We start from the raw sequence: 25,495 nt of genomic DNA, 5'->3' as shown, positions 1-25,495 counted from the left end.
AAACCGAGCCGCAGGCTCACGGCAAGGTTGGGATGGTCTCTCAAACCTTAAGGCGGCGGGTCACCTCGCTTCTATTCATGTTTGACCCCGACGAGCTTGCGCAGATTCGGGAGGAAAAAGAGACGTGGGAGGACGCACAGGTCTCCCCGACCGTCGAACGATTTGGTGAGCGCGAAGACGAGTTCACGACCGATACGGGCGGTCAGACCGTCAGGCGTCTCTATACGCCTGCCGACATTGCAGACCTCGACTACGACGCAGACATCGGCTTCCCGGCGCAGGAACCCTACACGCGCGGCGTCTACTCCACCATGTATCGCGGGCGGCTCTGGACGATGCGCCAGTACGCCGGATTCTCCACCGCAGAAGCGACCAACGAGCGGTTCAACTACCTCCTCGACAGCGGGTCGTCCGGGCTCTCGATGGCCTTCGACTTGCCGACGCAGATGGGCTACGACTCAGACGCGACGATGGCGCAGGGCGAAGTCGGGAAGTCCGGTGTCGCCATCGACTCGCTCGCGGACATGGAAACGGTGTTCGACGGGATTCCACTCGACGAGGTTTCGACGAGTATGACCATCAACGCGCCCGCCTCCATCCTGCTCGCCATGTACATCGCCGTTGGCGATAATCAGGGCGTCTCTCGCGAGCAGTTGCGTGGGACGATTCAAAACGATATTCTCAAAGAGTACGTCGCGCGCAACACCTACATCTTCCCGCCAGAGCCGTCGATGCGCATCATCACGGACATCTTCGAATTCTGTGCAGAGGAAGTCCCCAAATTCAACACCATTTCCATCTCTGGCTACCACATCCGCGAGGCCGGTTCGACAGCCGCCCAAGAACTCGCCTTCACGCTTGGTGACGGCATCGAGTACGTCGAAGCCGCCTTGGACGCGGGCCTCGACGTGGACGACTTCGCGCCACAACTCTCCTTTTTCTTCAACGCCCACAACAACATCTTCGAAGAGGTCGCCAAGTTCCGCGCCGCCCGCCGCCTCTGGGCACGCATCATGGAAGAGCGCTTTGACGCACAGAACCCGAAATCGAAGCAGCTCAAGTTCCACACCCAGACCGGTGGCTCGACCTTGACTGCCCAACAGGTCGAGAACAACGTCGTCCGCGTGGCGTATCAGGCGCTCGCGGCGGTTCTCGGCGGCACCCAAAGCCTCCACACCAACGGGAAAGACGAGGCCATCTCGTTGCCGACCGAACAGTCGGTGCAAACGGCCCTTCGCACCCAGCAGATCCTCGCCCACGAGTCGGGTGCGGCCGACACCATCGACCCGCTCGCAGGCTCCTACTACGTCGAGAGTCTGACCGACACCTTAGAAGAGGAAGCGATGGCGCTCATCGAGGACGTAGACGAGCGCGGCGGCATGCGCGAGGCAATCGAAGACCAGTGGGTCCAGCGCCAGATTCAGGACGTGGCCTTCGAGCGCCAGAAGGAAATCGAAAACGAGGAGCGCATCATCGTCGGCGTGAACAAGTATCGCGTCGACGAAGATCCACAGCCGGACATCCAAGAAGTGACCGAGGAAGACGAGCGCCGCCAGATTTCGCGGTTAGAGGACGTGAAGGCAGACCGCGACGAGGAAGCGGTCGAAGCCGCCCTCGAAGCACTCACAGACGCCGCAGAAGGCGACGAGAACCTCATGCCATACATCATCGACGCGGTGAAGGCTTACGCGACGACCGGCGAGGTGTCGAACACCCTGCGCGACGTGTTCGGTGAGTACCGCCCCGGCGCGGCGCTATAAGTTCGCACTCCCTCGATTTTATCACCTGTTCGGCCCCTACGTCAGCCATGCACTTCGACCACGCGGGGATTGCCACCGACGACGCAGACGCGCTCATCGACCTGTACGGTGACCTGTTTTCGATGCCCGCCGTCCACGAAGAGGAGTTCGGTGACCTGCGCGTCGTCTTCTTAGACTGCGGCGACGGCTACTTCGAACTACTCGAACCAATCGAGGAGGGCACGGTGTCGCGCTACCTCGAAAAAAACGGGCCGGGCATCCACCACCTCGCGCTGGCGACCGACGACATCGACGCCGCGCTCGACAACGCCCGCGACCACGGCGTGACGCTCATCGACGAGGAGCCGCGCCCCGGCGCGTGGGGCCATGACGTGGCCTTCCTCCACCCAAAATCGACCGGCGGTATTCTCATCGAGTTCGTCCAACACTAATGCCCACCGTCAAAGCCCTCGGCGAAATCGCCTTCCGCACGGAATCGCTCGACGAGATGGTGGAGTTCTACGAGAACGTGGTCGGCTTGTCCCTGCTGAAACGCGGCGACACGTACGCCTTTTTCGACCTCGGTGAGTCCTACGGCGGGCACACGCAGGTGTTCGTCCTGTTCGACCGCACCGAGTTGGACGAGTATGAGGGACTCGACAAACGGCACACGACGATGGACCACGTCGCCTTCGCCATCGACCTCGCGGACTTCGACTCGGAGAAAGACCGACTGGAAGCCGCGGGCCTCGACGTTCGGACGGCGACCCACGGCTGGGTCAAGTGGCGCTCGCTCTACTTCGAGGACCCGGACGGCCACTCAGTTGAGTTCGTCGCCTACGACGAGTCGGTTCCGACGGACGAGTAACGATGCCCGCACCGCTTGAGACGTTCGTGCTCGGGGCGGTGTTCGGCGTCTCCATCGCCGCGCCGGTTGGCCCAATCGGGATTCTCTGTATCCAGCGGACGCTGACTCGCGGCTGGCGGTCGGGCGTCGTCTCGGGGCTTGGTGCGGCGTCTGCGGACGCGATGTACGGCGCGGTTGTCGCCTTTGGCGTGACGGTAATTTCGTCGCTGCTGCTCGCTTATGCGTCACCGCTGCGGCTGGTTGGCGGGCTGTTGCTCATCTGCCTCGGGGTTCAGACGCTCCGAGCGTCACCGGCCACCGAGCCAGCAGACGAATCGAGTGGCTGTGGCCTCGTTTCTGACTACACCACGACGCTCGCGCTCACGCTTGCGAACCCCGTCACGATTCTCGCGTTCGTCGCCATCGTCACGGGCTACAGTGTGGCCGTTGGCTCCGCGGTCGAAGCCGGGGCGCTCGTCGCAGGGGTCTTTCTCGGGTCGGTCGCGTGGTGGCTGTTTCTCGCAACGCTCGTCTTGCGCATCAGCGCGCGCGTGACGACGCAGTGGCTCCACTGGGTCAATCGCGCCGCAGGAGTGGTGCTACTTGGATTCGGCATCGGTGCGCTCTCCGGCCTGCGCTGACTCCCACGCCTCGACCGTCGGCCGGAGCATCACTGGGATGGTGTCGAGCGGCGGCGGCGTCTCGAACCACCGCGCTTCTAGCACCTCGTCGTTCGGCGTCGAGAACGCGCCGCCGGTGGCTATCGCGTCGAAAAACACGCCGAACGCGAGAATCGTCTCGTCGCGCGTGTCGGTCGTGTAGTAAAAGCGGTAGGGGAGACACACGCCGGTCGACTCGCACTCGATGCCCGTCTCCTCTTGTGCCTCGCGCACTGCCGTGGCTTCGAGCGACTCGTCGTCGGGTTCGACCCCGCCACCGGGGAACGTCCAGTCATTCGGGTCGTCCCGGTCGCGCAGCATGAGCAGACGCCCCGCCTCGTCTACGACGCGCGCGCCAGCCGCCGAGACGAAGCCGTCCTCAGCGTAGTCCCAGAAGCCGTCAAAGCGCGCGCCCGAGATTGCCAGTGTCTCCTCGTACACGTCGGGCAGGTCGCCGTAGTCGGCGCACAGGCGGTCTGTGAGCCGCGTGGCTTCTCGCTCTGCGTGCGGGGTGTGGGACACGAACCGACCGTTGGGTTCGCGCAGGAAAACGCTACTGGCTTAGCCGAAGTTCTCGACTTTCGCGGTTTCGGGGTCTGCACCTGCCGCCTGCAGGGCGTCGGTTGCGGCGTCTAAGAAGTCCGCAAAGCCGTAGATGAACAGCTGTTCGTCGCCGGTCAGCACCGACGCAACGGCGTCGGTCATCGACTCGCCTGCGTCGAGAATAAACACGGCTGCGCCCTGCTCTTCGAGCGCGGCGAGTCTGGCTTCGTGGACGGGCGCGTCGTCGAGATAGACGATGCCCGCTTCGCCGCCGTCTTCGAGCGCGCGCTCTGCGATGCCGATTGCTGGCCCGACGCCGGGGCCGCCCGCGAGGATGACGACGCGCGCCTCACCTTCGTAGTAGTCGTTGCCGAATGGCCCGGCGATGGTGACCGTGTCTCCGGCTTCGAGCGCTTCGATGTGCGGGGCGACATCTCCTTCGGGGTCGATGCCGACGGTGAGTTCGAAGGTGTCGGTCACGCTCGGAGAGGAGAGCGTATAGAAGCGTGAGACGGATTCACCCTCTACGTCAAGGGTGAGTTTGACGAACTGGCCGGGCTCTGCGCTGAAGCCATCCGGCGTTTTCACGTCCAGTGCGACCGTATCTGGGCCGACGCGGCGATTCGCAGCGACGGTTACTTCGCGTGGTTCCATACCCCACACATGTGGGTTATCGGCAAATGCACTTTCGTTCCCAGTTTACTGACTGATTCAGAAGCCTTTTGCACCGGTACAGCAAACCCATCACCGACAATGCCAGAGGACCTGAACTGGGCCATCGGCGGTGAAGCCGGCGATGGAATCGACTCCACTGGGAAGATTTTCGCCCAGGCACTCTCTCGCGCAGGCCGACACGTCTTTACATCCAAAGACTTCGCATCGCGTATTCGTGGTGGCTACACCGCATACAAGATTCGAACCTCGGTCGACCGCGTCGAGAGTGTCGTAGACCGACTCGACATTCTGATTGCACTGACCCAACGCACGGTCGAAGAGAACATGGAAGAGCTCCACGAGGGCTCGGTCATCATCTACGACGGTGAGCGAACTACGATGAAGGACTTCGAAGCCCCAGACGGCATGATTGGGCTGAACGTCCCGCTTCGCCGCCTCGCAGAAGAGGCCGGGGGAGCCATCATGCAGAACATCGTCGCTCTCGGCGCGGCGTGTGAAGTCTCCGAGTTCCCCATCGAGAACCTCGATGAATCGCTCGAAAAGCGATTCGGACAGAAAGGTGGCTCCATCGTCGAGAACAACTCGAAAGCCGCGCGCGCGGGCCAGGAGTACGTCCGCGAGAACTACGACTTAGACCTCGATTACGAACTCGAAACCACCGACGCAGACTACGTGCTATTGAACGGTGACGAGGCGATTGGCATGGGCGCAATCGCGGCTGGCTGTCGGTTCTACGCTGGCTATCCAATCACGCCCGCGACCAACGTCATGGAGTACATGACCGGACGCGTAGAGCAGTTCGGTGGCGCTGTCGTCCAGGCAGAGGACGAACTGTCCGCCATCAACATGGCCCTCGGTGCGGCGCGCGCCGGTGCCCGTTCGATGACCGCAACCTCTGGGCCGGGCATCGACCTCATGACCGAGACGTTTGGCCTCATCGCAACGAGCGAGACGCCGCTCGTCATCACGAACGTCATGCGCTCTGGCCCATCCACTGGGATGCCAACCAAGCAAGAGCAAGGCGACTTAAATCAGATGCTCTACGGCGGCCATGGCGAGATTCCGCGCTTCGTCCTCACGCCAACGAGCATCTCCGAGTGTTTCCACAAGACCGTCGAAGCGTTCAACTTAGCAGAAAAGTACCAGACGCCGGTCTATCTGGCCGCAGACCTCGCGCTCGCCGTGAGCGAACAGACCTTCCCACCGGAAGAGTTCGACATGGACAAGGTCGAAATCGACCGCGGCAAGGTTGTCGACGAAGAGTCCCTTGGCGAGTGGGTCAACGACAAACAGCAGTTCAAGCCACACGCGCTCACCGAAGACGGCGTCTCGCCGCGCGCGTTCCCCGGCACGAAAGGCGGTGCGCACATGTCCACTGGTCTCGAACACGACGAACTCGGTCGTCGTACCGAGGACACGGATATGCGCGTAGAACAGGTCGACAAGCGCAACCGCAAAGTCGAGACGGCAATCGAAAACGAAGACTGGTCGCCACGCGAGTTCGGTGACGCAGACTCCGGTAATCTCGTCATCTCGTGGGGGTCGAACGAAGGCGCAATCCGCGAGGCGATGGAGTTCCTCGAAGAAGACGACGTCTCCGTGCGCTTCCTCTCTGTGCCGTACATCTTCCCACGGCCAGATCTGACCGAGGAAATCGCCGCTGCAGACGACGTTATCGTCGTCGAATGTAACGCGACCGGTCAGTTCGCAGACCTCATCGAACACGACGCACTTCGCCGCGTAAAGCGCCTAAACAAGTACAACGGTGTCCGCTTCAAGGCAGACGAGCTGGCAGCAAAAATTAAACAGGCTCTCTCCGAGTCTGTGGAGGCAACCCCATGAGCTCCGACGTTCGATTCACTGATTTCAAATCCGACAAGCAGCCGACCTGGTGTCCCGGATGCGGTGACTTCGGGACGATGAACGGCATGATGAAAGGCCTCGCCGAAACCGGCAACGACCCGGACAACACGTTCTTGGTCGCCGGGATTGGCTGTTCGGGCAAAATCGGGACGTACATGCACAGCTACGCGCTGCACGGCGTCCACGGTCGCGCCCTCCCCGTTGGCATCGGTGCCAAACTCGCAAACCCGAACCTCGAAGTGATGGTTGCGGGTGGCGACGGTGACGGCTTCTCGATTGGCGCGGGCCACTTCGTCCACGCCGTTCGCCGGAACGTCAACATGACGTACGTCGTGATGGACAACCGCATCTACGGGCTGACGAAGGGACAGGCATCCCCGACCAGCCGTGAGGACTTCGAGACCTCAACGACGCCCGATGGCCCGATGCAGGCCCCGGTCAACCCACACGCGCTCGCGCTCGCTGCGGGTGGCACGTTCATCGCCCAGTCGTTCTCCTCTGACGCACTGCGTCATGTCGAGATCATCAAACAGGCAATCGAGCACCCCGGCTTCGCGTTCGTCAACTGCTACAGTCCGTGTGTCACGTTCAACGACGTGGACACCTACGACTACTTCCGCGACTCGCTCGTGGACCTCAAAGAAGAAGACCACGACCCAACGGACAAAGACGCCGCGAAGGACGTCATCTTCGACTCCGAAAAGGAGTACATGGGCGTCATCTACAAAGACGAGAACTCGGTTCCGTTCGAGGAACGCTGGGGCATCTCAGAGGACATGTCCCAAATCGAGGACAAGCCGCCGGAAGGCGCAATGGACCTCGTCCGCGAGTTCTACTGAGCGAAACCCAATTTTTTGTTTATTCGTCGGTGAGCGGCGCGTCTTTTCGCTTTACTACGACGTGTTCCGGGAGGATTACGCACGGTTCGTCCCCAGAGAGGTCAACGGTGATGACGCCCGTAAATCCGTCTACGGGGATGGTTCGGTTCAGGAGGCTATTGGTGAGTTTGATGTGTCCCATGGGTGATTTGACGCCGACGATACGACGCCTTGTTCGAACACATATTACCCAAATAACAAGTATGTGTTGGCCATCTAACCTATTTTCGGAAGGGGCGACAGGCAAACAAAGTGAAAAACGACCCGAGAGCAGGGGCACATACATCGTTTTTTTAAGACCCGACGGTATAGTGGGTGTAATGGCAGCCGAACGCTACGATATTATCATTGTTGGGGGTGGCACCTCCGGGACCTTTGCGGCCGCTACGGCTGCAAACGAGGGTCTCTCCGTCGTTATTCTCGAGCGGAAGTCCAGAGAGGATGGTGGCATGATTGCCTGTGGTGATGCAATCAAGGGGAAAAGTACGTTCCCCGACGTCATCGACCGCGAGTATCTCCGGGCCGAATCGTTCACGAACGAGAACATCCTGAAAGCGCGCTTCGAGAACCCGCTGACCGAGTCGCACTTGGACATCCCGTTCCGGGCACCGGGAGCAGTCGTAGACCGCAAGCGTTACGGCGAGGTGCTGCTCGAAGAAGCAGAGCGCGCCGGTGCAGAGATTCACTACGACACGGTCGTCCGCGATGTCATCCAAAACGACAGCGGGCGGGTCACCGGCGTCACGACGACGCGAAAAGGGAACGTTAAAAACTACGAGGCAGAAATCGTCATTGACGCCGCCGGTTCCCTTTCATTGCTCCAGGACAAAGTCGACTTCTCGAACACTACCTTCGACACCAAGGTGAGCTACTCGCAGTTCTGTTCTGCTTACCGGGAAGTGCTCATCACGAAAGAGCCGGTTGACTACCACGACGCCATCGTGTTCAAGCCAACCGAAGAACTGGGCTACCTCTGGTACTTCCCACGTTCGCCGACGGAAATCAACGTCGGGCTTGGCTTCCAGATGAACAAGCCGCCGATGAAGCTCGTCGAGGTGTTGAAAAACGACATTCGCTCGCGCCCTGAATTCGACGGCGCGAAAATCAAGAACAAGCTCGGTGCGGCGCTGCCGACCCGGCGGCCGTACGATTCTGCGACCGCAAACGGCTACATCGCGGTGGGCGACGCCGCGGGCCACGTCAACCCAACGACGGGCGGCGGCATTCCGGGTGCGGCGAAAGCCGGCCACTGGGCCGCGCTCGAAGCCATCGACGCAATCAGCGAAGGCGACGTGACCGAAGCAAACCTCTGGAACTACAACCAGCGCGTGATGCAGGACTTCGGCAAACGGTTTGCGGCGATGGACATCTACAACATCTTCGGTGGGGCCCACGACGTGAACGAACTCGTGAAGGTCATCAGTGCGCTGCCGGGCCAACAGCTCCTCGACACGCTTGGCAAAGAAGGCACGGCATCGATGAGTTTCGGCCTCAAAGTCAAAACCGCGCTCAAGACCATCGGACACTGGAACGTCCTCTACGAGCTCTATAAGGTCCAACAGAAGGCAAACGAACTGCGGAGCGTGTACGACGAGTACCCAGACGACCCGAGCGGGTTCGAGTCGTGGCGCGAGTCGCGCGACGCCGTGATGGACGACGTGTACCGAATCACGGGCGCGACCCCGAAGTACTGAGTTCCGCTTTCCCAATCCCTTTTCTGCTGGCTCACATAGGGCCGGGTGATTATGTCCCTGCCAACCAGTGACGACTGTCCGCGTACCGACGGCATGCCGCTTCTCGGCCTCGGCACGTGGGAGAACGAAGACCAAGCACAGTGTGCAGAGAGCGTCAAAACCGCCCTCGAAATGGGTTATCGCCACATCGACACCGCCCAGATTTACGGCAACGAGGAGGGCGTTGGCCGCGGTATCGCGCAGGCGGACGTGTCCCGTGAAGACATCTTCCTCGCGACGAAGGTGTGGATTGACGAACTCGCACCCGAAGACGTGAAAGCCTCCACGGAAGAGAGCCTCCACAAACTCGGTGTGGATTACGTAGACCTGCTCTACGTCCACTGGCCCGCCCGCGAATACGACCCAGAAGCGACCTTGGCGGCGTTCGAGGAACTAAAAGCCGAGGGGAAAATTCGCCGTATCGGCGTGAGCAACTTCGAACCCGAACAACTTGAAACTGCCCAAGAAATCCTCGGTGACGACGTGTTCGCCAATCAGGTCGAACTCCACCCGCTGCTCCCCCAACACGACCTACGCGAGTACTGTGAAGCACACGACATCGAACTCGTCGCCTACTCGCCGCTCGCCCGCGGCGACGTTTTTGACGTCCCTGAACTCACCGCGATTGCAGACGATCACGACGCCTCCGCCGCACAGGTCAGTCTTGCGTGGCTGCGCGAGAAGGGGATCACGGCGATTCCGAAGGCGACGAGCGAAGCCCACATCAGCGACAACTGGCAGTCGCTCGACCTCGACCTCACCGACGCAGAAATCGCTGCCATCGACGAGCTCGACCAGACCGACCGAAAGGTCGACCCGTCGTTCGCGCCGTGGTGACAGTCTCGGTTCCAGAAGGTTGAGAGTTAAGGGCACGCGCCCGAAATTCAGGTGCAATGTCGGTCGGTGAACGAAACAGCGGGCTGGTGTCGGGCATACGCGTCGACGTGACGCGCTTACACGAGACGTGGATGGAGCTAGTGTTCCCGCGCCAGCTGGACACAGCGCACACCGTTCTCGGGAAGTGGAAGCCGAACAACACCCTCGGGATGGTCGCCTATCGTCTCTGGGGTGCCCTCGGCGTGCCGCTCGTCGCCATTCTCTACCCGCTCGCCCTCTTTGGCTACATGACGCGGTTTTACACACGAAAAATAGACGGGACAGCCACGCGCCTCGGCGTCGTCGGCGTCCTCTTGCTCTCGCTGCTCGTCTGGGGTGGACTCACCGCGCTCGCCCGAATCCGCTTTTCTGCAGACGGTTTCATCGCCGTCGCTGCCGCGAGCGTCGTCGCCACCCTCGCTGCGGTGCTCGCCGTCCTTTTCAACCGCGTCGGCGGCAGGGGCACGACCGTCATGCTCGCCTATCCGTTCGGGATGACGGCGCTGTTTCTCCCGCCGGTCGTGGCGGCGCTCTACTCGCCCACGCTCGCAGACGCCATCTTCCCCCAGAGCACGACGCTCGCGCGGTGGATTCTCGACAACCTGCTCTCGATTGGCAATCTGAACACCTACATCCGCACGAGATACGACTTAGAGGGCGTGGCCTACGTTGGCATGTGGTTCGGCATCGCGGTGCCGCTTGGCTGGCTGCTCGGCATTCTCGTCACCATCGCAGACGTGTTGCGACCGGCGCGCGACTAACGGCCAAGTCGGTCGAGTGCCTCGATAAATTCTCGTGGTTGTTGTGTCCCGACGAGCAGCGTTTTCCCCCGGTATCTGAGTTCGACGCCCGCTGTTCCGCGCACATTGTACGCCCAGCCGTTTCTCCCCCGGCGAATGCCCCAGCCGCCGTACTCGGCAAGCGGGCGGTACTCGCGGGCGTCGAAGCCAGTGAGTTCGTTGGCGGAAATGTGGCGTTCTGAAAGGTGCAGCGGGAAGAATTTGAGGTGAATGCCGTCTTCGCGTACCTCGGTTCTGAGGCCGAGGACGGCGAAAAACAGCAGAAAGACGAGGCCGAGCGCTCCAAACAGGACGCGCTGAAATACGGATTCTGCCTCAGCGAGCGCCGCCCAAAACAGGATGAGAGACACAAAAATGAGAATCGCCCACAGCCACGGCTGTCTGAAGCGTTGGGTCTCACGGAAGTAGACGGGTGAGTCGGTCACAGTAGCTGATAGACGAACCGCAGGCAAAACGGTTTCCCGCTCACATGTAGCCGAGGTCGCGCAGGCGCGCCATCAGCCCCTCTTTGTCCTGGGCGCGACCGGCGCGTTCGGTGGTGTGCTCTAAGTCCTGGAGCCACGCCGGGCGGTCGTCACTCTTCGCAGAACCCTTTGAGGTTCCAAGGCTGCGGAAACCTTCGAAGTATTTTGGCCCAACCGGCAGGTCTTCTGGTGTCAGGCCGTTCGGCAGGTCGTCGTAGCCCTGTGGCACGTAGCCTTCCTGTGGGTAGTCGGCCACGAGGTCGGGGACGAGGTAGTACCAGAAGGCGTCCCAGAGCGACCGTTCGTTGAACTGGAGAATCGGGTGCACCCGGTCGTGTGGCGGGTACTTCTCCGAGTCGTGGCGCGGGCTGAAGAAGGTCTCATTCTTGCGGGCGTCCTGTTCGTCCCAGCGCACGCCGGAGAACACGCCGTCGATGTCGTGTTCGGTGATGGTGTTGTTGAGCGCGACGGTCTTGAGCAGGTGATTGCCCGCGTACGAATCCGCAGAGAGCACGAACGTGTCGTCGGTGTGGTCGAGCCGGTCGCGCAGTTCGCGCTGGTTTTGCGCGCTCAGGTCAGAAACGAGAATCTCGTCGCCCGGCGATGCGCCGAGGCGGGCGAAGTCCTCGTTGCGCGAGATGATGAGGTCTAAATCGAGCTTGTCGGCCCAGTGGTGGACGAACGCCGTCACGTCGTCGAAGTGTTCGTAGTGGTCGATGAACACGACCGGCGGCATCTCGTAGCCGAATTCGTCTGCCACTTCCTTTGCGAAGTAGAGCACGAGCGTCGAATCCTTCCCGCCGGTCCACATGATGGCGGGGTTCTTGTACTGCGAGAGCGCGGTCTGGGTGACGTTGATTGCCTTTGCAATCTTCTCGTCTACGCTTGGGTAGTCTGCGGCGCTCTGCGAGTGACCGTCTTCGTAGTCTACGCTGAGATACGAAGGAAACCCTTCAGGCATTGGTATCTGCATTTGCGCGCCCGCGGCATATTGGTATGGGCTGCCTACCGGGCTACGGACAGTCGGTTGGCACTGCTTACTCGACACACCATGGCAGCACAGCTCACGGGCGTGAAAACGGAAAAAGCCGACTCCTCGGTGGCGAGTGTGGAACCCAACCATGCGTGTGTCGGAGCCTCCCCAGACCCCGAGTATGCCACCGTGGGAGCGTGAACGGAGCCCGACAGGGATGACAGCTGTCGGGTGTAAGTCAGCCGACCGACTTCACATGTAGCCGAGGTCGCGCAGGCGCTCCATCAGGTCTTCTTTGTCCTGTGCGCGGCCCGCGCGCTCGGTCGTGTTGGCCAAGTCCTGCAGCCATGCAGGCTCGGTGTCGCTCTTTTCGGTGCTGACTTCGCTGCCGAGGCTGCGGAAGCCTTCGAAGTACTTCGGGCTGACCGGGATGTCTTTGTGCGTCAGGCCGTTTGGCAGGTCGTCGTAGTCCTGTGGGACGTAGCCTTCTGCCGGGAAGCCTTCGACCGTCTCCGGGACGACGAAGTTCCAGAACGCTTCCCACACGTCTGCCTCGTCGAACTGGAGAATCGGCTGAATGCGGTCGTGCGGTGGGTAGATGTCGGGGTCGTGTCGAGGGCTGAAGAACGTCTCGTCTGCGCGCGCTTCCTGTTCGTCCCAGCGGATGCCGGAGATGACGCCATCGATGTCGTACTCCTCAAGGGCGTTGTTGAGCGCGACGGTCTTGAGCAGGTGGTTGCCGACGTAGGTGTCGAGCAGGAACGGGAACGTGTCCTCCTCGTATTCGAGGATGTTGCGGACGTGGTGTTGGTTCTGCTCGTTCAGGTCGGAGACGTTGATGGTGTCGCCCGGCTCGTCTGCGAGCGAGCCAACGTCGTCGTTGCGGGCGTAGATGACCTCTACGTCCCACTCGTCGGCCCAGTGTTCGACGAAGTCGAGCAGATCATCGAAGTGCTGGAAGTGGTCGATGAACACCGCAGGCGGCATGTCGAGGTCGAATCGCTCTGCGACCTCTTTGACGAAGTAGAGCACGAGCGTCGAGTCCTTCCCGCCGGTCCACATGATGGCGGGATTCTCGTACTCTTCGAGGCCCTTTTTGGTGACCTCGATTGCTTTCTCGATTTTATGCTCGATAGATGGGTAATCTTCGGGGTTCTCGCCTTCGCCGTCGGTGTAATCGACGGTGACGTAGTCGGGGAAGTTCGTTGCCATCTTCGTAATTAGATATAATTAGGTGTGTAAAAGGCGTTACGGCCCCGGAAACGGGTGATACTGACACACATGGGGCGGGTGGAGCAGTGGCTCACAGGAGAGAGAGCCGAGAAAACCAACCGCGTTACGAGATGAACTTGTTGTCGCGCCAGTTGACACCTTTCTTCGAGGCGGCGTCTTCGGTCGGGTTCTCGACGACGTCGATGGATGCTGGCCGGACTTCGCCGTCTACGATGCGCGTGGCGACGAGGTCGTCGTCCACGGCCGAGATGGCCGTGAGCGTGCCTTTCTCTGCAATCTTCGCGAGCGAGCAGAGCACCTCGAACATCGGGTACTGGAGTGCGGTATTTTGTAAGACAGTCTCGCGGTCGCCTTTGAAGCAGGCGTACTCGACGAGTTCGGATGGGGGTTTTTCCTGCTCTTCTTGCTGGGCGGCTCCCCAGTTGGGTGCGCCGCCGCGCTGGGCTTTGTTCCACTCGTCGAGTGGGACTTCGTACACGCGGTTTTCCGTGACGCTGGCTTTCAGCTGCGCCGTTGGCGTGTACTTGCTGATGCTGTCATCAGCGGAGACGGCGCTGATGATGAGCGTGTTATTGCGTCGAGTGATGTCGATGTCCGCGATTTCTTCGGGGAGTTCTGGATTGTCGAAGAACTCATGGACATCTTCGAGAGGCAGTTCGAGCGTTGAATGGAGTCGATATACGCGGCTGGTCATGTGTGTGGGGCGTTAGCAGAGTCGAAGTGGCTCTGTATAGGGTCGAATGTACATAGGCGTTCGGGGCTTATATGGGCTACCCTTTCGTTTCGGCCGCGTTTCGAGCGACGCAAGCCGCCGGGCTGTCCGGCGATTATCTCCCACAAGGTGGGGAGACGGAACTCCGATTTCAGGCGTCGAGCGCCGCTTCGAGCTCGCCACGTTTGTCTAATTCGGCCAAAATGTCGCTGCCGCCGATGAACTCGCCGTTCACGTAGGTCTGGGGGATGGTTTCCCAGCCGCTGTGTTCTTTGAGCGCGACACGGAACTCGTCGAGCGAGGCGAGCGCGTCCACCGTCTCAAAGTCCTCGCGGTACTGGGAGATGAGTTCGACCGCGCGCATCGAAAAGCCACACTGGGGCATGAGCCGGTTACCTTTCATGAACAGCACGACTTCGTTGTCCTCGATGGCCGTGTCTACGCGTTCTGTGACTTCGTCTTGGCTGAGTGACTCGCCGGGCTGGAATGTCATGGCCCATCGTAGCCACTCGCGGTCTAAAATCCTTGCGCCGAAGACCCACTGGCGGCGCCCGCCCCACGAGCGCCGACATCGAATCACCCTGATTCTGTGGGTTGGTGTGACATACCTCGGCGGGTGAAAAGAAGGTTTTCCCTAACCAGTACGGGCTGAACGGCGCTGGCTTACTCGCGGTCGACGCGCATGACTTGAACGAGCGAGTGGACGGGGACGCCTTCGAGTTCGGAGACGCCCTGTTTGTCCACGAGCACGACACAGGCAACGACCTCGCCGCCTTCGGCTTTGACCGCTTCGATGGTCTCGGTCATCGTCGTCCCGCTCGTGATGGTGTCGTCTACGATGACGCACTTTTTCCCCTCGACCTGCGCGAAGTTCCGCGAGAAACTCCCGCCGAACTCTTGGTCTTCGATGTCGCCTTCCTCCCAGCGGTGTTTCGCCGGGGCGTAGGCGGCGAGTTCGGTGTCGAGCGCGCGAGCGACAGCGGTGGCGAGCGGGACGCCAGCTTTCTCGATACCGACGGTCGATTCGATGGTTTCTGCCTCCGCGTCGATGACGTTCGCCATTGTCTTGGCCGTGTAGGCGAGGCGCTGGCTGTTGCGGCCAAGCGAACTCCAATCGACGTGGATGTCGTCGGGGCTCGTGTCCGTGGTATCCGACGTGCTGGCCGGGCGACGCGCGGTCTTCGCGCTCTGTTCGACCAACCACTTTGCGGTTTCACGCGAGACGTTGAGCTCGTCTGCAATCTCGCCTTTCGAGAGGCCGTGGGCTTCGAGTTCCCGCGCACTTTCGATGAGGTCGTCTACGTTCTTCATGTGCCTGCCTTCGGGGGCCGTTTTTATCATCGTTTCGTCGGCCACATTCAGCACCGAAACTGGCCCTGAGTTCGTGAAAGTCGCCCCGCCACCCAGCGCAGCCGCTCACTGGCAGTGGAGAAAACCGCAAAAACAGGCGAGTTAGTCGTCTGCGGCGGCGGGTTCCGCGCTCGCGTCGGAGGTCGCGTCGTCTTCGATGCTCGGTGGGTACTTGCCGCGGTCGATTTTCAGGTCGGAGAGTGGGCGGGCCATGCAGGTGAGCGCGTAGCCTTCGCGCTCTTCTTCGGTGAGGCCGCGGGCGGCCGGTTGGGCGACTTCGCCTTCGACGATTTCAGCAGAACACGCGAGACACATGCCAACGCGACACGAGTACTCCTGGGCGACACCTTCTTCGATACATCGCTTCAGGATGGTTTGCTTGTCGGAGACGGTGATTTTCTCGCCCGTGCCGACAAACTCAACGGTGTAATCAGTCATTACTACGTCTACGAAAGACCGCACCTTTACTCTTTATGTAGGCATTCGACTCCCCCTGTCGCCCTCGTCGAGAGAATCGAACGACAGGGCCAAGATAAAGAGTTTTCTCCGTTGGGGGAGCAATCGTGTGCATGACCACATATTCTCCTGACGTCGCCATCGTTGGCGCAGGCACGTCAGGCTGTTACGCCGCAGCAACCCTCGCAGACGCGGGCTACGAGGTCGTCGTCATCGAGCGAAAGACCGAACAGGAAGCCGGGCACATCGCCTGCGGTGACGCACTCAAGGGCGCGGACGCCTTCCCCGAAGCCATCCCGAAAGAAAAGATCATGCCGGCGTTCACCAACACGGACGTAGACCACGGCCGGTTCGAGATTCCACAGGAAGATGTGGTTCTCGACATCCCGATTCCGGGCGAACTCGCCGTCATCGACCGCTGGGAGTACGGACGGCTCATCATCAAAGGCGCAAAAGAAGCCGGGGCGACCTTCCACTACGACACCGTCGTTCAGGACGTTACTCAGGACAAATCTGGCCGGGTTACGGGCGTCCGTAGCAAGCGCAAAGGCGACGTCGTCGAGTACGACGCCGACATCACCATCGACGCCGCGGGCGCGCTCTCGCTCCTGCAGGACAAGGTCGACTTCAACGGCTCGACGTTCGACACGAATGTCAGCTACTCGCAGTTCTGTTCTGCCTACCGCGAAATCATTGAAGTGCCAAACGAAGTCGAGTGGAGCGACGCGCTCGTGTTCAAGCCAACGAAACGCGCGGCAGGCTACCTCTGGTACTTCCCACGCACGGGGACGGAAATCAACGCCGGGCTTGGCTTCCAAATGACCGAACAGCCGATGAAGCTCGTCGAGGACCTGAAACAAGACCTCCGCAATCGCCCCGAGTTCAAAGGTGGGAAGGTCACCGACAAACTCGGTGCGGCGCTGCCGACGCGTCGTCCCTACGACTCGGCCGTCGCAGAGGGCTACATGGCGGTTGGTGACGCTGCAGGCCACGTCAACCCAACCACCGGCGGCGGCATCGCCGGCGCGGCCTACGCCGGAAAGTACGCCGGCGAACAGGCCATCAAAGCCCTCGAACAGGGCGACGTCTCAGAGGAACTGCTTTGGCGGTACAACACCCGCATTATGGAGCACTTCGGCGGGCGCTATGCCGCCCTCGACATCTACAACATTTTCACCACCGCCTACGACACGGACGTGCTCCAAGGGCTGATGGCGGCGCTGCCGATGGACAAACTCTCAGAGGCGCTCTACTCGGGCAGCGCGAACGTCGGCCTCGGCCTCAAACTCCAGACGGCGCTCAAAAGCTACGGCTACTGGGGGACGCTCTATGACTTCTACAAGACGAAGAACCTCGCAGACGACCTGCTGACTCACTACGAGACGTATCCGACCTCACCGATGGGCTTCGAATCGTGGCAGGCAACCCGCGACGACATCATGGACGATATCTACGCAACGACCGGCGCAGACCCGAAGTACTGAGTGCATAACGAAGTCTGAATCTCCCGTTTGGTGGGATAACTCGGTGTCCCACTTATGACGTCCGCCATTCTCACACGATTCACCCAACCGGCGTACACTGGCGAGAACCGCTGTCTGCCGTGTACTGTCGTGAACGTCACCATCGCCGCCGCAGGGAGCCTCTTGCTCGCGGTCTGGTCGCCACCCGTCGCGCTCGCCGCGTTTCTCGCAAGCGTGCTCATCATCTACGTCCGCGGCTATCTCGTCCCCGGCACGCCCGAACTCACGAAACGCTACCTGCCAGCCCGCATCCACCGGCTTTTCGGCACGCATGCGCCAACAGAGCCAACCACGAAGGGGCCAGTCGATATCGAAGCCGAACTCACCGCGGAGGGAATCATCGTCGACGCAGGCGACGACCTCGCGCTCGACCCGCAGTTTACCGCAGAGTGGGAAGCCGCCATCGCACACGTCGGAGCGGACTCGCTTATGGACGCGCTCGGCGCGTTTTTAGAAACCGACGAACCGCTCATCATCGAAGACGACCACACTCGCACGATGGTGTTCGCAAACGGGGCTCCGGCTGGAAACTGGGAATCACAGGCCGCACTCATCGCGGACGTGGCGGCCCACCAGACGCTCATCTCTGCGCTCCCGAACTATCTGGACTACGATCGCGAGACGAGAGCGAGAATGGTTGGGGCGATTCGAATGTTCCTCGAAGCCTGCCCAACCTGCGGTGGCGAGGTAGAAATCGGTGAAGAGGTCGTCGAGTCGTGCTGTCGCGCGTTCGACGTGGTCGCGTTCTCGTGTCGTGACTGTGGCGTGCGCCTCGCCGAGTTCGAGCTGCTCGAAGCCGAACCGGCCTAAACCTCTGCGCCCTCTAAGGCCAGTAACTGTTCTTTGAGGCCGGGATACGCGAAGTTCCCGATGCCGTCGTGGCGGACGATGCGGTGGCATGGGACGACCAGCGGCACGGGATTGCGCGCACACGCACTGCCAACGGCGCGCGCTCCCGAGTCGATACCGGCTGCGACTTCGCCGTAGGTTTTCACCTCGCCGTAGGGAATCTCCGCCATCGCCTGCATCACACGGCCCGTGTAGCTGTCTGGATAGCGAACCGTGAGGTCGAAACGCGTGCGCTCGCCGGATTCGTACTCGCCGACTTGCGTGCGGATTTCGTCGGGTGATTCTTCGACCAGCGACTCGTCGATGGTCACTTCAGTATCGAAAATCGTGACGTCCATAGACGGGGATTATCGGGGGCGAGCAAATCTGTTTCCTCAGCCGTCGTCGCGAGAGTCAGTGTCGTTATCCAATCCCAGCCCGCAGAACGCCGCGGTTCAGAGCTTAGGGACGTCGAGCAGCTATTTCGAGAATCGAGTTCGAAAGCACGTCGACCGCAACGTCAATGCTCTTTTCTTCGACGTCGAACGTCGCGGTGTGGTGGCCCGTCGGGTGAGAAGTACCGATGCAGATATAGGCGGCGTCGCCGCCGTGTTGCTGGACTTCCTGCATGAGGAACGTCGCATCCTCGCTGCCGCCCAAGTCGTCGCGTTCGACGGTCGAGGTGACGAACTTTGAGCCTTCAGAGACGCGCTTTACGATGTCCACGAGCGACTGGTCGCTCGTCGCGCTCGGGGCTTCGCCAATCTCCTCGAACTCGACAGTGCAGTCGTACATGTCGGCCGACGATTCGATGACGCGAACCGCCTTCTCCTTCATGTAGTCCATGAGTTCGGTCGTCTTCCCGCGCACCTCTACGTGCATGAACGCCGATTCGGGGATGATGTTGGCTGCCGTCCCGCCGCCGACGACGCCGCAGTTCACGCGGGTGTCTCCGTCTCTGTGGCGCGGAATGGCGTAGCAGTTCTGGATGGCGGCGGCGAGTGCTTGGACCGCGTTTTTCCCTTCGTTCGGCGCAGCACCCGCGTGGGCGGGGAGGCCGGTGAACTCGACGTTGAAATGGTTGACCGCGAGGAAGCCGTCGATGCCTGCGACGACTTCGCCCGTCGGGTGGTCGAGCCCGACGTGGACGCCGAGGAGGTAGTCAACGTCGTCGAGATGGCCGCTTTTCGCCATTGGCTTGCCGCCGCCGATGACCTCCTCTGCGGGCTGGAAAAACACCTTGAACGTCCCCGAGAAATCGCTCTCTTTGACGCGTTCTAAGACGCCAATGCCGAACGTGATGTGGGCGTCGTGGCCACAGGCGTGCATCGCGTTGTCGTGCGGTGGGCGGAAGCCTTCAGCGGCGGGGAAATGGTCGTCTGCGGTGGACTCTGGCTGGGGTAGGGCGTCGATGTCCACGCGCAGGGCGACGGTTGGCCCCTCGCCTTTTTCGAGGACGGCGACCGCGCCGGTGTAGCCGCCGCGGGTCTGTTCCAGCACGTCTGCGCGCGCACCGTCTGCGCGCGCCTGTTCGAACCACTCCTCGAGGACGGCGTCGTCGGGAACCGCAAGTCGGAGGTCGCCGTGTTCGGTTCCGAGGGCGTCTTTGCCCACATATAACTGGTCGACGCCGATGCGTTCGAGTTCGTCAACGATGCGACTCGTCGTATAAAATTCGCGCCACGCGGGTTCCGGGTGGCGGTGGAGGTCACGGCGGAGCGAAACGAGATGGTCGTGCACACTCTGTTGCATAGAACACTCTCTGCAACGGAGGCTCTTAAGATAGTGTTAGAAGAATCAGCGACCGGCCGCACGAACTTGCTTGATTTCTGCTTCGACATGGACGCCTGCGGGGAAGTCCCACTGGGTTGCTGCGCGGGCGAAATCGTCGTGGCCCTCGATTTCGATAACGCGCGTGTAGACGGTGTACTCCCACTGCGGGTAGGAGTCGCCGGTCGGATGGAGGCACTTTGCCTGCGGAGCGGCGTGGACTTCCGTTGGTTTCGTGTGCGGACCGTGGAGTGCGGCCCCTTTTCGATTCGCGGTTCGTTTGATTTCGGTTACAACCTCGTCGAGGACGTTTCGGTCCCCGCTCGTGAGTGTGAGAGTAGTCGTGAAGCTCATAGAGTTGGGTATCACGTCCCTGTGTGCTCAACCCCTAAAAACTCATCCAAAGCCGCTCGTCGTCGATACTGTCTCTCGCTGGAGAAGTTTCGGCCTCGCTGGCGGCCAGCCGAAGCAATAAGAAATTAAACCACCACGCAGTATCAACGTGTAATGGCTGTCAAAGCGACAAGCGCGGGGGCTATCCTCTTTCGCGATACGAGGGGCCGCCGTGAATATCTCCTGCTGAAGAGCCGTCCCGGGGATTGGGAATTCCCCAAAGGCGGTGTCGAAGGAGAAGAAGAACTCCAGCAGACCGCGATTCGTGAAGTGAAAGAGGAGGCGGGCATCAGTAAGTTCCGTCTCATTGACGGGTTCCGTGAGGATTACCACTACGTGTTCGAAGCGAACGGGAAGACCATCCACAAGACGGTCCACCTGTTCATCGCAAAGTCGTTCGAAGCGAGTGCGGAACTCTCGAAAGAACACCGCGACCTCCAGTGGCGCGACTACGAGCAGGCAATCAACACCATCACCCAAGATGGGCCACGCGACATCCTCAGAGACGCCCACGCGTTCTTAGATGAGCTGAACGAGAACGGCGACCTCTGAGTCGGCGTCGCAAGCCTGCACGAACGCCTTAGTTCTCTGAGTGCAAACTGCGTCTCGTGTGCAACCTCGGTGACGCAGAGTTCATCTTCGAGTTGGTGATGTGCCAGTGGGCAGAGCGCCACTGGCCACCGACGGGTACGCGCGACCCGGACACCGCGCTCGTCGTCGCCCGCCAGTTGGGGACGCGCGGGCGGCGCTGGGATACGATTGTCATCGAGGCAGACCGCGAGTTGCTCAGACAGCGCGCGCTGTTTGGCCCACAGGAACTCGATTCTGACCTGCTGCACGTTGTTCGCCACGCGCCCGAGTCGTGGGCGTGGTACAAAGACGCCCTGCCGAATCCGGGCTATCCGTGGCGCTACGTGCGCGAGACGATTCACGAAGCCGCAGACCGTGGCATCCTGAAAACCCGACGCAACGGCAATAAAATCGAGATTCGACGCATTGGCCCGTATCCAGACTGGGTGTCACGCATCGTCGCCATCGAGAACAAGCCGGACTTGGATGCGAGTGCCGCGCGCGCCCTTCGCGGCCAAGTCGAGAAGGACACGAACCTCGCACTCGCCGACGAGGTGTGGGTGGCAACAAACCAGACCGGCGAGTCAATCGAACCTGCACTGCTCGAACGGATGCCCGTCGAAGTCGGGATTCTGACGCTGGATTTCCCCGACGCGAGCGTTGAGTGGTATCCGAGTTCGCTCCCCGTCACAGAAGCGGGTACGACCGCAAAAGGACACGAAATGTCCGCGGAAACGAAGGCGAAAAAGCGCCTCGCACTCGCAGAGCGCGCCTACGCCCGCGGCTGGCGCTCGTATGCGGACACGATGCGTCCTGATTGTTCGCACTTCAAACTCAAACACGAGGCGGAGACGTGGCTGCCGTGGTGTGCGGCGAAAGAAGTGTTCCCGACGCGCGTCGCGTGTTCGGGGTCGTGTCCGAAGTTCACGCCCGAACCACCGGCAGCCCGGATGGGTGGCTGGCCCATCGAGGGCGGCCCCGGCAAGGCAATCAAACGGTTTCTCGCCCGCAAGCGCTGCGAGAATCGGCCCGGGTTAGTCGAGTAGCTCGACCGTCAGCGAGTCGCGCTCGATGGCAAGCCGGAACGTCGGGACAGTGCGGTATTCGATTTCGATAACGCCTTTCTGTTCGAGACTGCGCAGCCCGGAGCGCACGTCTTCGACGTCGGGGTCTACGTCGAACGCGTCGCGGATGGCGTGGAGAATGGCGACGACGCTTTTGGACTCTGTGTCGTGGTCGGGGGCGACTTCGACGATTTGTTTCTGAAGCAAAGGGACGCGAATCGCCCGCGGGCCGTCGCCTTCATCGACGAGGCCGGGGTCTACACCGACGAGTTCTGCAGCCTCCGGCGTCGCGCGGATGAGGCTGTTTTCGTCGCGGTAGTAGTACTCTTTGAGTTCGTTTTCCAAGTACTGGTGGACTTCACTCCCGCTTTCTAGGCCCCACCGCTTTTGGAGGTCTTTGTTCTTCGTGGGCTGGAGCGCCACGATGTCAGCGAGTCGCTCCTCGGCCTCCTCGGACAGCGTCATATGTCGCCGTACGAACGGGTGGTACATTGGCCTTTCTGACTGCGGGGGAACGATTAAGCCCGTCCTTCCCATCGGTGTTGCCATGTCATGGGACACCGTGAACCTGGAGTGGGAGGGCGAAGTTGCGACGATTACCGTCGACCGGCCAGACCGGCTGAACGCGATGAATACGGAGACATTAGATGCGCTCGAAGCGGCCCTCGGTGAGGCGAAAGACGAGGGTGCGCGCGTCCTCATCCTCACCGGCGCAGGCGACAAAGCGTTCGTCGCGGGTGCGGACATCTCCTTCATGAAAGACCTCTCGGTGGCGGAAGGACAGGCCTACGCAGAGCAGGGCCACCGTGTCACCGACCTCATAGAGGAGTTCCCCGCGCCGGTCATCGCGGCCATCAACGGCTACGCCTTCGGTGGCGGGTGTGAACTCGCCCTAGCCTGTGACCTCCGTGTGGCGAGCGAGCGGGCGGTGCTCGGCCAGACCGAAATCGACCTCGGCATCATCCCCGGCTGGGGTGGCACCCAGCGCCTCTCGCGCCTCGTTGGCGACGAACTCGCCCGTCGCCTCGTCTTCTTCGGCGAGCGCGTTGACGCACAGGACGCAAACGAGATGGGGCTCGTCGGAGAGGTCGTCGCACACGACCAACTCGACTCGCGCGTGATGGAGATGGCAAAGGAACTGGAGGCGAAACCGAAGTTCGCCATGCAGGCGGCAAAAGAGTCGCTGAATCAGGTCCACGAGATGACCCTCGATTCGGGGCTGACCTACGAACGGCGCATCTGGAGTTCCCTGTTCGGCACCGACGACCAGCGCGAAGGCATGACCGCCTTCGTCGAAAAGCGCGACCCAGAGTTCGAATAATCAGGCGGGCAGCGTTTCTTCTACCTGCGAGTACACGAGCGCGAGCGCGACCACCGCGAGCACCGCGGAAAACGCGAACGGCGTGAGGAAGCTAAAGCGCACGAGATAGCCCGAGGCGAGCGGCCCGATTGCGGTTCCGAGGCCGAACGCCATCGTGAGCACCGAGAGCGTGGTTCCCGACTGGCCCTCTTTTGCGAGGTCGCCAGCCACCGCGAGGCCGGGGGCGAACACCATCGCCACCGCGACGCCGTGGATGAGGCGGGCGACAATCATGGTGATCGGCGAGGTCACGATGCCTTGGACGAAAACGGCGGGCGCGAGCAAGAGAAACCCGCCGAGCAGGAAGGGGCGACGGCCATACTGGTCGCTCGCGCGGCCGATGGGAACCTGCAGGAGGACGTTTGCGATGATGACGGCGGCGAACTGGATGGAGAACAGGAACTCGCCTTGGCCGAGGCGGGTGTTCACGTTCTCTTGAAGGGTGGCGAACAGCGCAATCGAAATGCCCATGAACAGCGTCGCCACGCCGAGGGCGAACACGGGGTCGAGCGCCTGCTTTCCGGTCGAATCACGCACCTGAAACGAGAGGTCGTCTGCGGCGAGGTCGTCTGTTTTCTCGGGGTCTGAGACGAACGCGGTGACGAGACCGAAACTGATGAACGCGCCGAGGGCGGCGGCGTAGAAGGCCGCATCGAAGCCGCTCAGCGAGATGCCGGAGAACGTGTAGGGTCCTGCGGCGACGACGAACCCGGCGATGATGGGGCCGAAGCCAAAGCCGATGAGCCGAAAGGTGTTGAACACGCCGAGGTTGCCCCCGCGCGACTCGGTGGTGGCGAGTTCGTTTACGAGCGCGATGGTGACGGGGATGGTGAAGGCCGCGCCCAGTCCTTGCAGGGCCCGCAACAGAACAAGCGTCTCGTAGTTCGGTGCGAAGACGTAGGCCGCACTCGCCGCGCCGAGCAGGACGAGGCCAAAGAGGATGTAGATGCGGCGTTTGCCCGTGCGGTCTGAGAGCCGACCGGTAAACGGCTGGGCAAAGGAGTTCAGGAAGCCAAACAGCGAGAGCAACACACCAATCAGGAGTTCGGTGGTGACGGTGATGCCGAGGACGGGGACGGTTGCCCCGAGTAAGCCCTCCAACGGAATGATGTCCGAGGCGAGATACAACGGCAAGACGATGATGAGAAAGGAGTTACCAATGGCGTCTGCCATTCTCGCCAGTGCGAGGACGAGGACGCGCCGGTCTGTTCCGAGGACCATTCGTTGTTCGTGATATGGTGATGCGCCCGAAAACGGTTTCCAATGCGGTCAATCAGCGCGTGTATGAGGTAATGCGTGGCGAACGCCCGTTGTGTGTGATGGTTTGTGGTTCTGAACATACTCGGCGCGCGCCGTTTGTGGGCGGCAGTTGTGGCAGGCATCAAGGCACAAATTATTCATGATTAATCGCATCATACTAATACTCCTCCCAACAGACTCTCCTGCCATGACACGAGTCGTTAAATTAAGCCGCGTCGATGGGACGCTTTCTGAACTCTCCTACCCAATCTCGCGGACGGACGCGATGGCGGAACTCTCCGATGTGACGGTGCTACTCGCGGACGGCGAGGCGACGATTCCGAGCGTCATGAAGCAGGTGCCAAGCGCGATGTACGAGACCGTCGAAGAACTGCGAAACGACCTGTTCATGTACATGCCAATCGCGGCGGTTGGCGAGCCGGGGCAGTCGGAAGGCGACGCCTGAGCACACTTTTTCGATAGCGGTTGTTAGCTATCATCCACCGTGAGCCGACAACCAACAATATAAGTGAACCCAGTTTCCTAAGCGTGATATGGAATTCTGCGACGAATGTGGCTCGATGATGCGCGCAGAGGACGGCGAATGGGTGTGCAGTCAGTGTGACTTCACAAAACTCAAAGACGCGAACAAAAACTACGTCCTCACCGAGAGTCAGGAGGTCTCAGAGATTGTCGACGTGAGCGACGCCGAAGACCGTGGCCTCCCGACCACGAAGGTGCACTGCCCACAGTGTGAGAACGACGAAGCCTACTGGTACATGCAGCAGATTCGGTCGGCAGACGAAAGCGAGACGCGCTTTTTCGTCTGTACCAACTGCGAACACCGATGGCGCGAAGACGACCACTGACCACAGCCAGCCGCTCTTAGCAAGGGTATAAACCCCCTGAGACGCCCACAGAAACGAGCGTCAGACGTTCGTCAGACA

The 25,495-nt window shown here is 61.1% G+C and carries 32 protein-coding genes; 17 read left to right on the top strand and 15 right to left on the bottom strand.

The annotated features are described in order from the left end of the window. The first annotated feature begins 77 nt into the window (after positions 1–77). The 4 genes from V5N13_RS13445 to V5N13_RS13430 are packed head-to-tail and all read left to right on the top strand — an operon-like array spanning position 78 to position 3,227. A complete protein-coding gene (locus V5N13_RS13445) occupies positions 78–1,760 on the top strand; it encodes an acyl-CoA mutase large subunit family protein (RefSeq protein WP_332898437.1) in 1,683 nt (560 codons plus the stop codon). 47 nt (positions 1,761–1,807) lie between these two features. Beyond that, complete coding sequence (gene mce, locus V5N13_RS13440; protein ID WP_336361170.1) at positions 1,808–2,191, top strand: methylmalonyl-CoA epimerase; 384 nt, start codon at positions 1,808–1,810, stop codon at positions 2,189–2,191. Continuing rightward, a complete protein-coding gene (locus V5N13_RS13435; protein ID WP_336361169.1) occupies positions 2,191–2,607 on the top strand; it encodes a VOC family protein in 417 nt (138 codons plus the stop codon). Before mce ends, V5N13_RS13435 begins: the two co-directional genes overlap by 1 nt. A gap of 2 nt (positions 2,608–2,609) precedes the next feature. Further along, positions 2,610–3,227 (top strand): LysE family translocator, encoded by a 618-nt coding sequence (locus V5N13_RS13430; protein ID WP_336361168.1) that lies wholly within the window; start codon positions 2,610–2,612, stop codon positions 3,225–3,227. Here V5N13_RS13430 and V5N13_RS13425 read toward each other — a convergent pair. Beyond that, positions 3,186–3,767 (bottom strand): NUDIX hydrolase, encoded by a 582-nt coding sequence (locus tag V5N13_RS13425; protein WP_336361167.1) that lies wholly within the window; start codon positions 3,765–3,767, stop codon positions 3,186–3,188. The genes V5N13_RS13430 and V5N13_RS13425 overlap by 42 nt on opposite strands. A gap of 39 nt (positions 3,768–3,806) precedes the next feature. Continuing rightward, positions 3,807–4,442, bottom strand: a complete 636-nt coding sequence (locus V5N13_RS13420; RefSeq protein WP_336361166.1) for an FAD-dependent oxidoreductase — start codon at positions 4,440–4,442, stop codon at positions 3,807–3,809. Between the two features lie 99 nt (positions 4,443–4,541). On the opposite strand from V5N13_RS13420, the gene V5N13_RS13415 reads away from it, so the two are divergent. Both V5N13_RS13415 and V5N13_RS13410 read left to right on the top strand, forming a co-directional pair. After that, entirely contained in the window at positions 4,542–6,305 is a 1,764-nt protein-coding gene (locus V5N13_RS13415; RefSeq protein WP_336361165.1) for a 2-oxoacid:acceptor oxidoreductase subunit alpha, read from the top strand. Continuing rightward, on the top strand, positions 6,302–7,165 hold the full coding sequence (locus tag V5N13_RS13410) for a 2-oxoacid:ferredoxin oxidoreductase subunit beta (protein ID WP_332898430.1): 864 nt from the start codon (positions 6,302–6,304) through the stop codon (positions 7,163–7,165). The genes V5N13_RS13415 and V5N13_RS13410 overlap by 4 nt, the downstream gene beginning before the upstream one ends. A gap of 19 nt (positions 7,166–7,184) precedes the next feature. Here V5N13_RS13410 and V5N13_RS13405 read toward each other — a convergent pair whose 3' ends face one another. Continuing rightward, positions 7,185–7,346, bottom strand: a complete 162-nt coding sequence (locus V5N13_RS13405; RefSeq protein ID WP_336361164.1) for a hypothetical protein — start codon at positions 7,344–7,346, stop codon at positions 7,185–7,187. Between the two features lie 178 nt (positions 7,347–7,524). Here V5N13_RS13405 and V5N13_RS13400 point away from each other — a divergent pair, with 178 nt between their 5' ends. From V5N13_RS13400 to V5N13_RS13390, 3 genes are read left to right on the top strand one after another with little or no spacing between them, the layout of a single operon-like run. After that, positions 7,525–8,898, top strand: coding sequence for a geranylgeranyl reductase family protein (locus tag V5N13_RS13400; protein WP_336361163.1), 1,374 nt, complete (start codon positions 7,525–7,527; stop codon positions 8,896–8,898). Between the two features lie 51 nt (positions 8,899–8,949). Beyond that, entirely contained in the window at positions 8,950–9,774 is an 825-nt protein-coding gene (locus V5N13_RS13395; protein ID WP_336361162.1) for an aldo/keto reductase, read from the top strand. Between the two features lie 56 nt (positions 9,775–9,830). Next, positions 9,831–10,574: a hypothetical protein gene (locus tag V5N13_RS13390; RefSeq protein WP_336361161.1), complete on the top strand. Its 744-nt coding sequence runs from the start codon at positions 9,831–9,833 to the stop codon at positions 10,572–10,574. Here V5N13_RS13390 and V5N13_RS13385 read toward each other — a convergent pair. Together V5N13_RS13385 and V5N13_RS13380 are read right to left on the bottom strand one after the other, a co-directional pair. Further along, a complete protein-coding gene (locus V5N13_RS13385) occupies positions 10,571–11,038 on the bottom strand; it encodes a hypothetical protein (protein WP_336361160.1) in 468 nt (155 codons plus the stop codon). The two genes, V5N13_RS13390 and V5N13_RS13385, sit on opposite strands and share 4 nt — an antisense overlap. A 40-nt stretch (positions 11,039–11,078) precedes the next feature. Then, positions 11,079–12,038: a phosphoadenosine phosphosulfate reductase family protein gene (locus tag V5N13_RS13380; RefSeq protein ID WP_336361159.1), complete on the bottom strand. Its 960-nt coding sequence runs from the start codon at positions 12,036–12,038 to the stop codon at positions 11,079–11,081. 90 nt (positions 12,039–12,128) lie between these two features. Here V5N13_RS13380 and V5N13_RS13375 point away from each other — a divergent pair, with 90 nt between their 5' ends. Further along, complete coding sequence (locus V5N13_RS13375) at positions 12,129–12,251, top strand: hypothetical protein (RefSeq protein WP_336361158.1); 123 nt, start codon at positions 12,129–12,131, stop codon at positions 12,249–12,251. A gap of 51 nt (positions 12,252–12,302) precedes the next feature. Here V5N13_RS13375 and V5N13_RS13370 read toward each other — a convergent pair whose 3' ends face one another. The 5 genes from V5N13_RS13370 to V5N13_RS13350 form a co-directional block, all read right to left on the bottom strand. After that, the gene (locus tag V5N13_RS13370; RefSeq protein ID WP_336361157.1) at positions 12,303–13,262 is read right to left on the bottom strand and encodes a phosphoadenosine phosphosulfate reductase family protein; all 960 of its coding nucleotides are present in this window, start codon (positions 13,260–13,262) and stop codon (positions 12,303–12,305) included. A gap of 124 nt (positions 13,263–13,386) precedes the next feature. Next, positions 13,387–13,977 carry a DUF7110 family protein gene (locus tag V5N13_RS13365; RefSeq protein ID WP_332898422.1) on the bottom strand — a complete coding sequence of 197 codons (591 nt, stop codon included), beginning with the start codon at positions 13,975–13,977 and terminating at the stop codon, positions 13,387–13,389. 169 nt (positions 13,978–14,146) lie between these two features. Further along, a complete protein-coding gene (locus V5N13_RS13360) occupies positions 14,147–14,488 on the bottom strand; it encodes a glutaredoxin family protein (RefSeq protein ID WP_336361156.1) in 342 nt (113 codons plus the stop codon). A gap of 170 nt (positions 14,489–14,658) precedes the next feature. Continuing rightward, positions 14,659–15,306: a transcriptional regulator GfcR gene (gfcR, locus tag V5N13_RS13355; protein WP_336361155.1), complete on the bottom strand. Its 648-nt coding sequence runs from the start codon at positions 15,304–15,306 to the stop codon at positions 14,659–14,661. Between the two features lie 141 nt (positions 15,307–15,447). After that, positions 15,448–15,783, bottom strand: a complete 336-nt coding sequence (locus V5N13_RS13350; RefSeq protein WP_332898419.1) for a 2Fe-2S iron-sulfur cluster-binding protein — start codon at positions 15,781–15,783, stop codon at positions 15,448–15,450. 131 nt (positions 15,784–15,914) lie between these two features. Here V5N13_RS13350 and V5N13_RS13345 point away from each other — a divergent pair, with 131 nt between their 5' ends. Both V5N13_RS13345 and V5N13_RS13340 read left to right on the top strand, forming a co-directional pair. Then, the gene (locus V5N13_RS13345; protein ID WP_336361154.1) at positions 15,915–17,285 is read left to right on the top strand and encodes a geranylgeranyl reductase family protein; all 1,371 of its coding nucleotides are present in this window, start codon (positions 15,915–15,917) and stop codon (positions 17,283–17,285) included. A gap of 54 nt (positions 17,286–17,339) precedes the next feature. Beyond that, the gene (locus tag V5N13_RS13340; RefSeq protein ID WP_336361153.1) at positions 17,340–18,134 is read left to right on the top strand and encodes a hypothetical protein; all 795 of its coding nucleotides are present in this window, start codon (positions 17,340–17,342) and stop codon (positions 18,132–18,134) included. Here V5N13_RS13340 and V5N13_RS13335 read toward each other — a convergent pair. The 3 genes from V5N13_RS13335 to V5N13_RS13325 form a co-directional block, all read right to left on the bottom strand. Beyond that, positions 18,131–18,511 (bottom strand): methylated-DNA--[protein]-cysteine S-methyltransferase, encoded by a 381-nt coding sequence (locus V5N13_RS13335; RefSeq protein WP_336361152.1) that lies wholly within the window; start codon positions 18,509–18,511, stop codon positions 18,131–18,133. The two genes, V5N13_RS13340 and V5N13_RS13335, sit on opposite strands and share 4 nt — an antisense overlap. A 103-nt stretch (positions 18,512–18,614) precedes the next feature. Next, positions 18,615–19,904 (bottom strand): amidohydrolase, encoded by a 1,290-nt coding sequence (locus V5N13_RS13330; protein WP_336361151.1) that lies wholly within the window; start codon positions 19,902–19,904, stop codon positions 18,615–18,617. A gap of 45 nt (positions 19,905–19,949) precedes the next feature. After that, complete coding sequence (locus V5N13_RS13325) at positions 19,950–20,276, bottom strand: uS10/mL48 family ribosomal protein (protein ID WP_336361150.1); 327 nt, start codon at positions 20,274–20,276, stop codon at positions 19,950–19,952. Positions 20,277–20,429: 153 nt separating this feature from the next. Between V5N13_RS13325 and V5N13_RS13320 the strand changes: the two genes are divergently transcribed. After that, entirely contained in the window at positions 20,430–20,867 is a 438-nt protein-coding gene (locus V5N13_RS13320; protein WP_332898413.1) for a bis(5'-nucleosyl)-tetraphosphatase, read from the top strand. A gap of 98 nt (positions 20,868–20,965) precedes the next feature. After that, positions 20,966–21,931 (top strand): DUF5787 family protein, encoded by a 966-nt coding sequence (locus V5N13_RS13315; protein WP_336361442.1) that lies wholly within the window; start codon positions 20,966–20,968, stop codon positions 21,929–21,931. Here V5N13_RS13315 and V5N13_RS13310 read toward each other — a convergent pair. After that, complete coding sequence (locus tag V5N13_RS13310; protein WP_336361149.1) at positions 21,920–22,414, bottom strand: DUF5797 family protein; 495 nt, start codon at positions 22,412–22,414, stop codon at positions 21,920–21,922. The two genes, V5N13_RS13315 and V5N13_RS13310, sit on opposite strands and share 12 nt — an antisense overlap. Positions 22,415–22,496: 82 nt before the next feature. On the opposite strand from V5N13_RS13310, the gene V5N13_RS13305 reads away from it, so the two are divergent. Next, on the top strand, positions 22,497–23,270 hold the full coding sequence (locus tag V5N13_RS13305) for an enoyl-CoA hydratase/isomerase family protein (RefSeq protein ID WP_336361148.1): 774 nt from the start codon (positions 22,497–22,499) through the stop codon (positions 23,268–23,270). On the opposite strand, the gene V5N13_RS13300 is transcribed toward V5N13_RS13305, so the two are convergent. Continuing rightward, complete coding sequence (locus V5N13_RS13300; RefSeq protein ID WP_336361147.1) at positions 23,271–24,530, bottom strand: MFS transporter; 1,260 nt, start codon at positions 24,528–24,530, stop codon at positions 23,271–23,273. 226 nt (positions 24,531–24,756) lie between these two features. On the opposite strand from V5N13_RS13300, the gene V5N13_RS13295 reads away from it, so the two are divergent. Both V5N13_RS13295 and V5N13_RS13290 read left to right on the top strand, forming a co-directional pair. Next, positions 24,757–25,014, top strand: coding sequence for a DUF5789 family protein (locus V5N13_RS13295; protein WP_332898409.1), 258 nt, complete (start codon positions 24,757–24,759; stop codon positions 25,012–25,014). 88 nt (positions 25,015–25,102) lie between these two features. Further along, entirely contained in the window at positions 25,103–25,417 is a 315-nt protein-coding gene (locus V5N13_RS13290; RefSeq protein WP_332898408.1) for a transcription factor S, read from the top strand. Positions 25,418–25,495: the final 78 nt, after the last annotated feature.

It is taken from the genome of Haladaptatus sp. ZSTT2 (genome assembly GCF_037081775.1).
Lineage (GTDB): Archaea > Halobacteriota > Halobacteria > Halobacteriales > Halococcaceae > QDMS2.
This window is presented reverse-complemented; position numbering and strand designations above follow the sequence as displayed.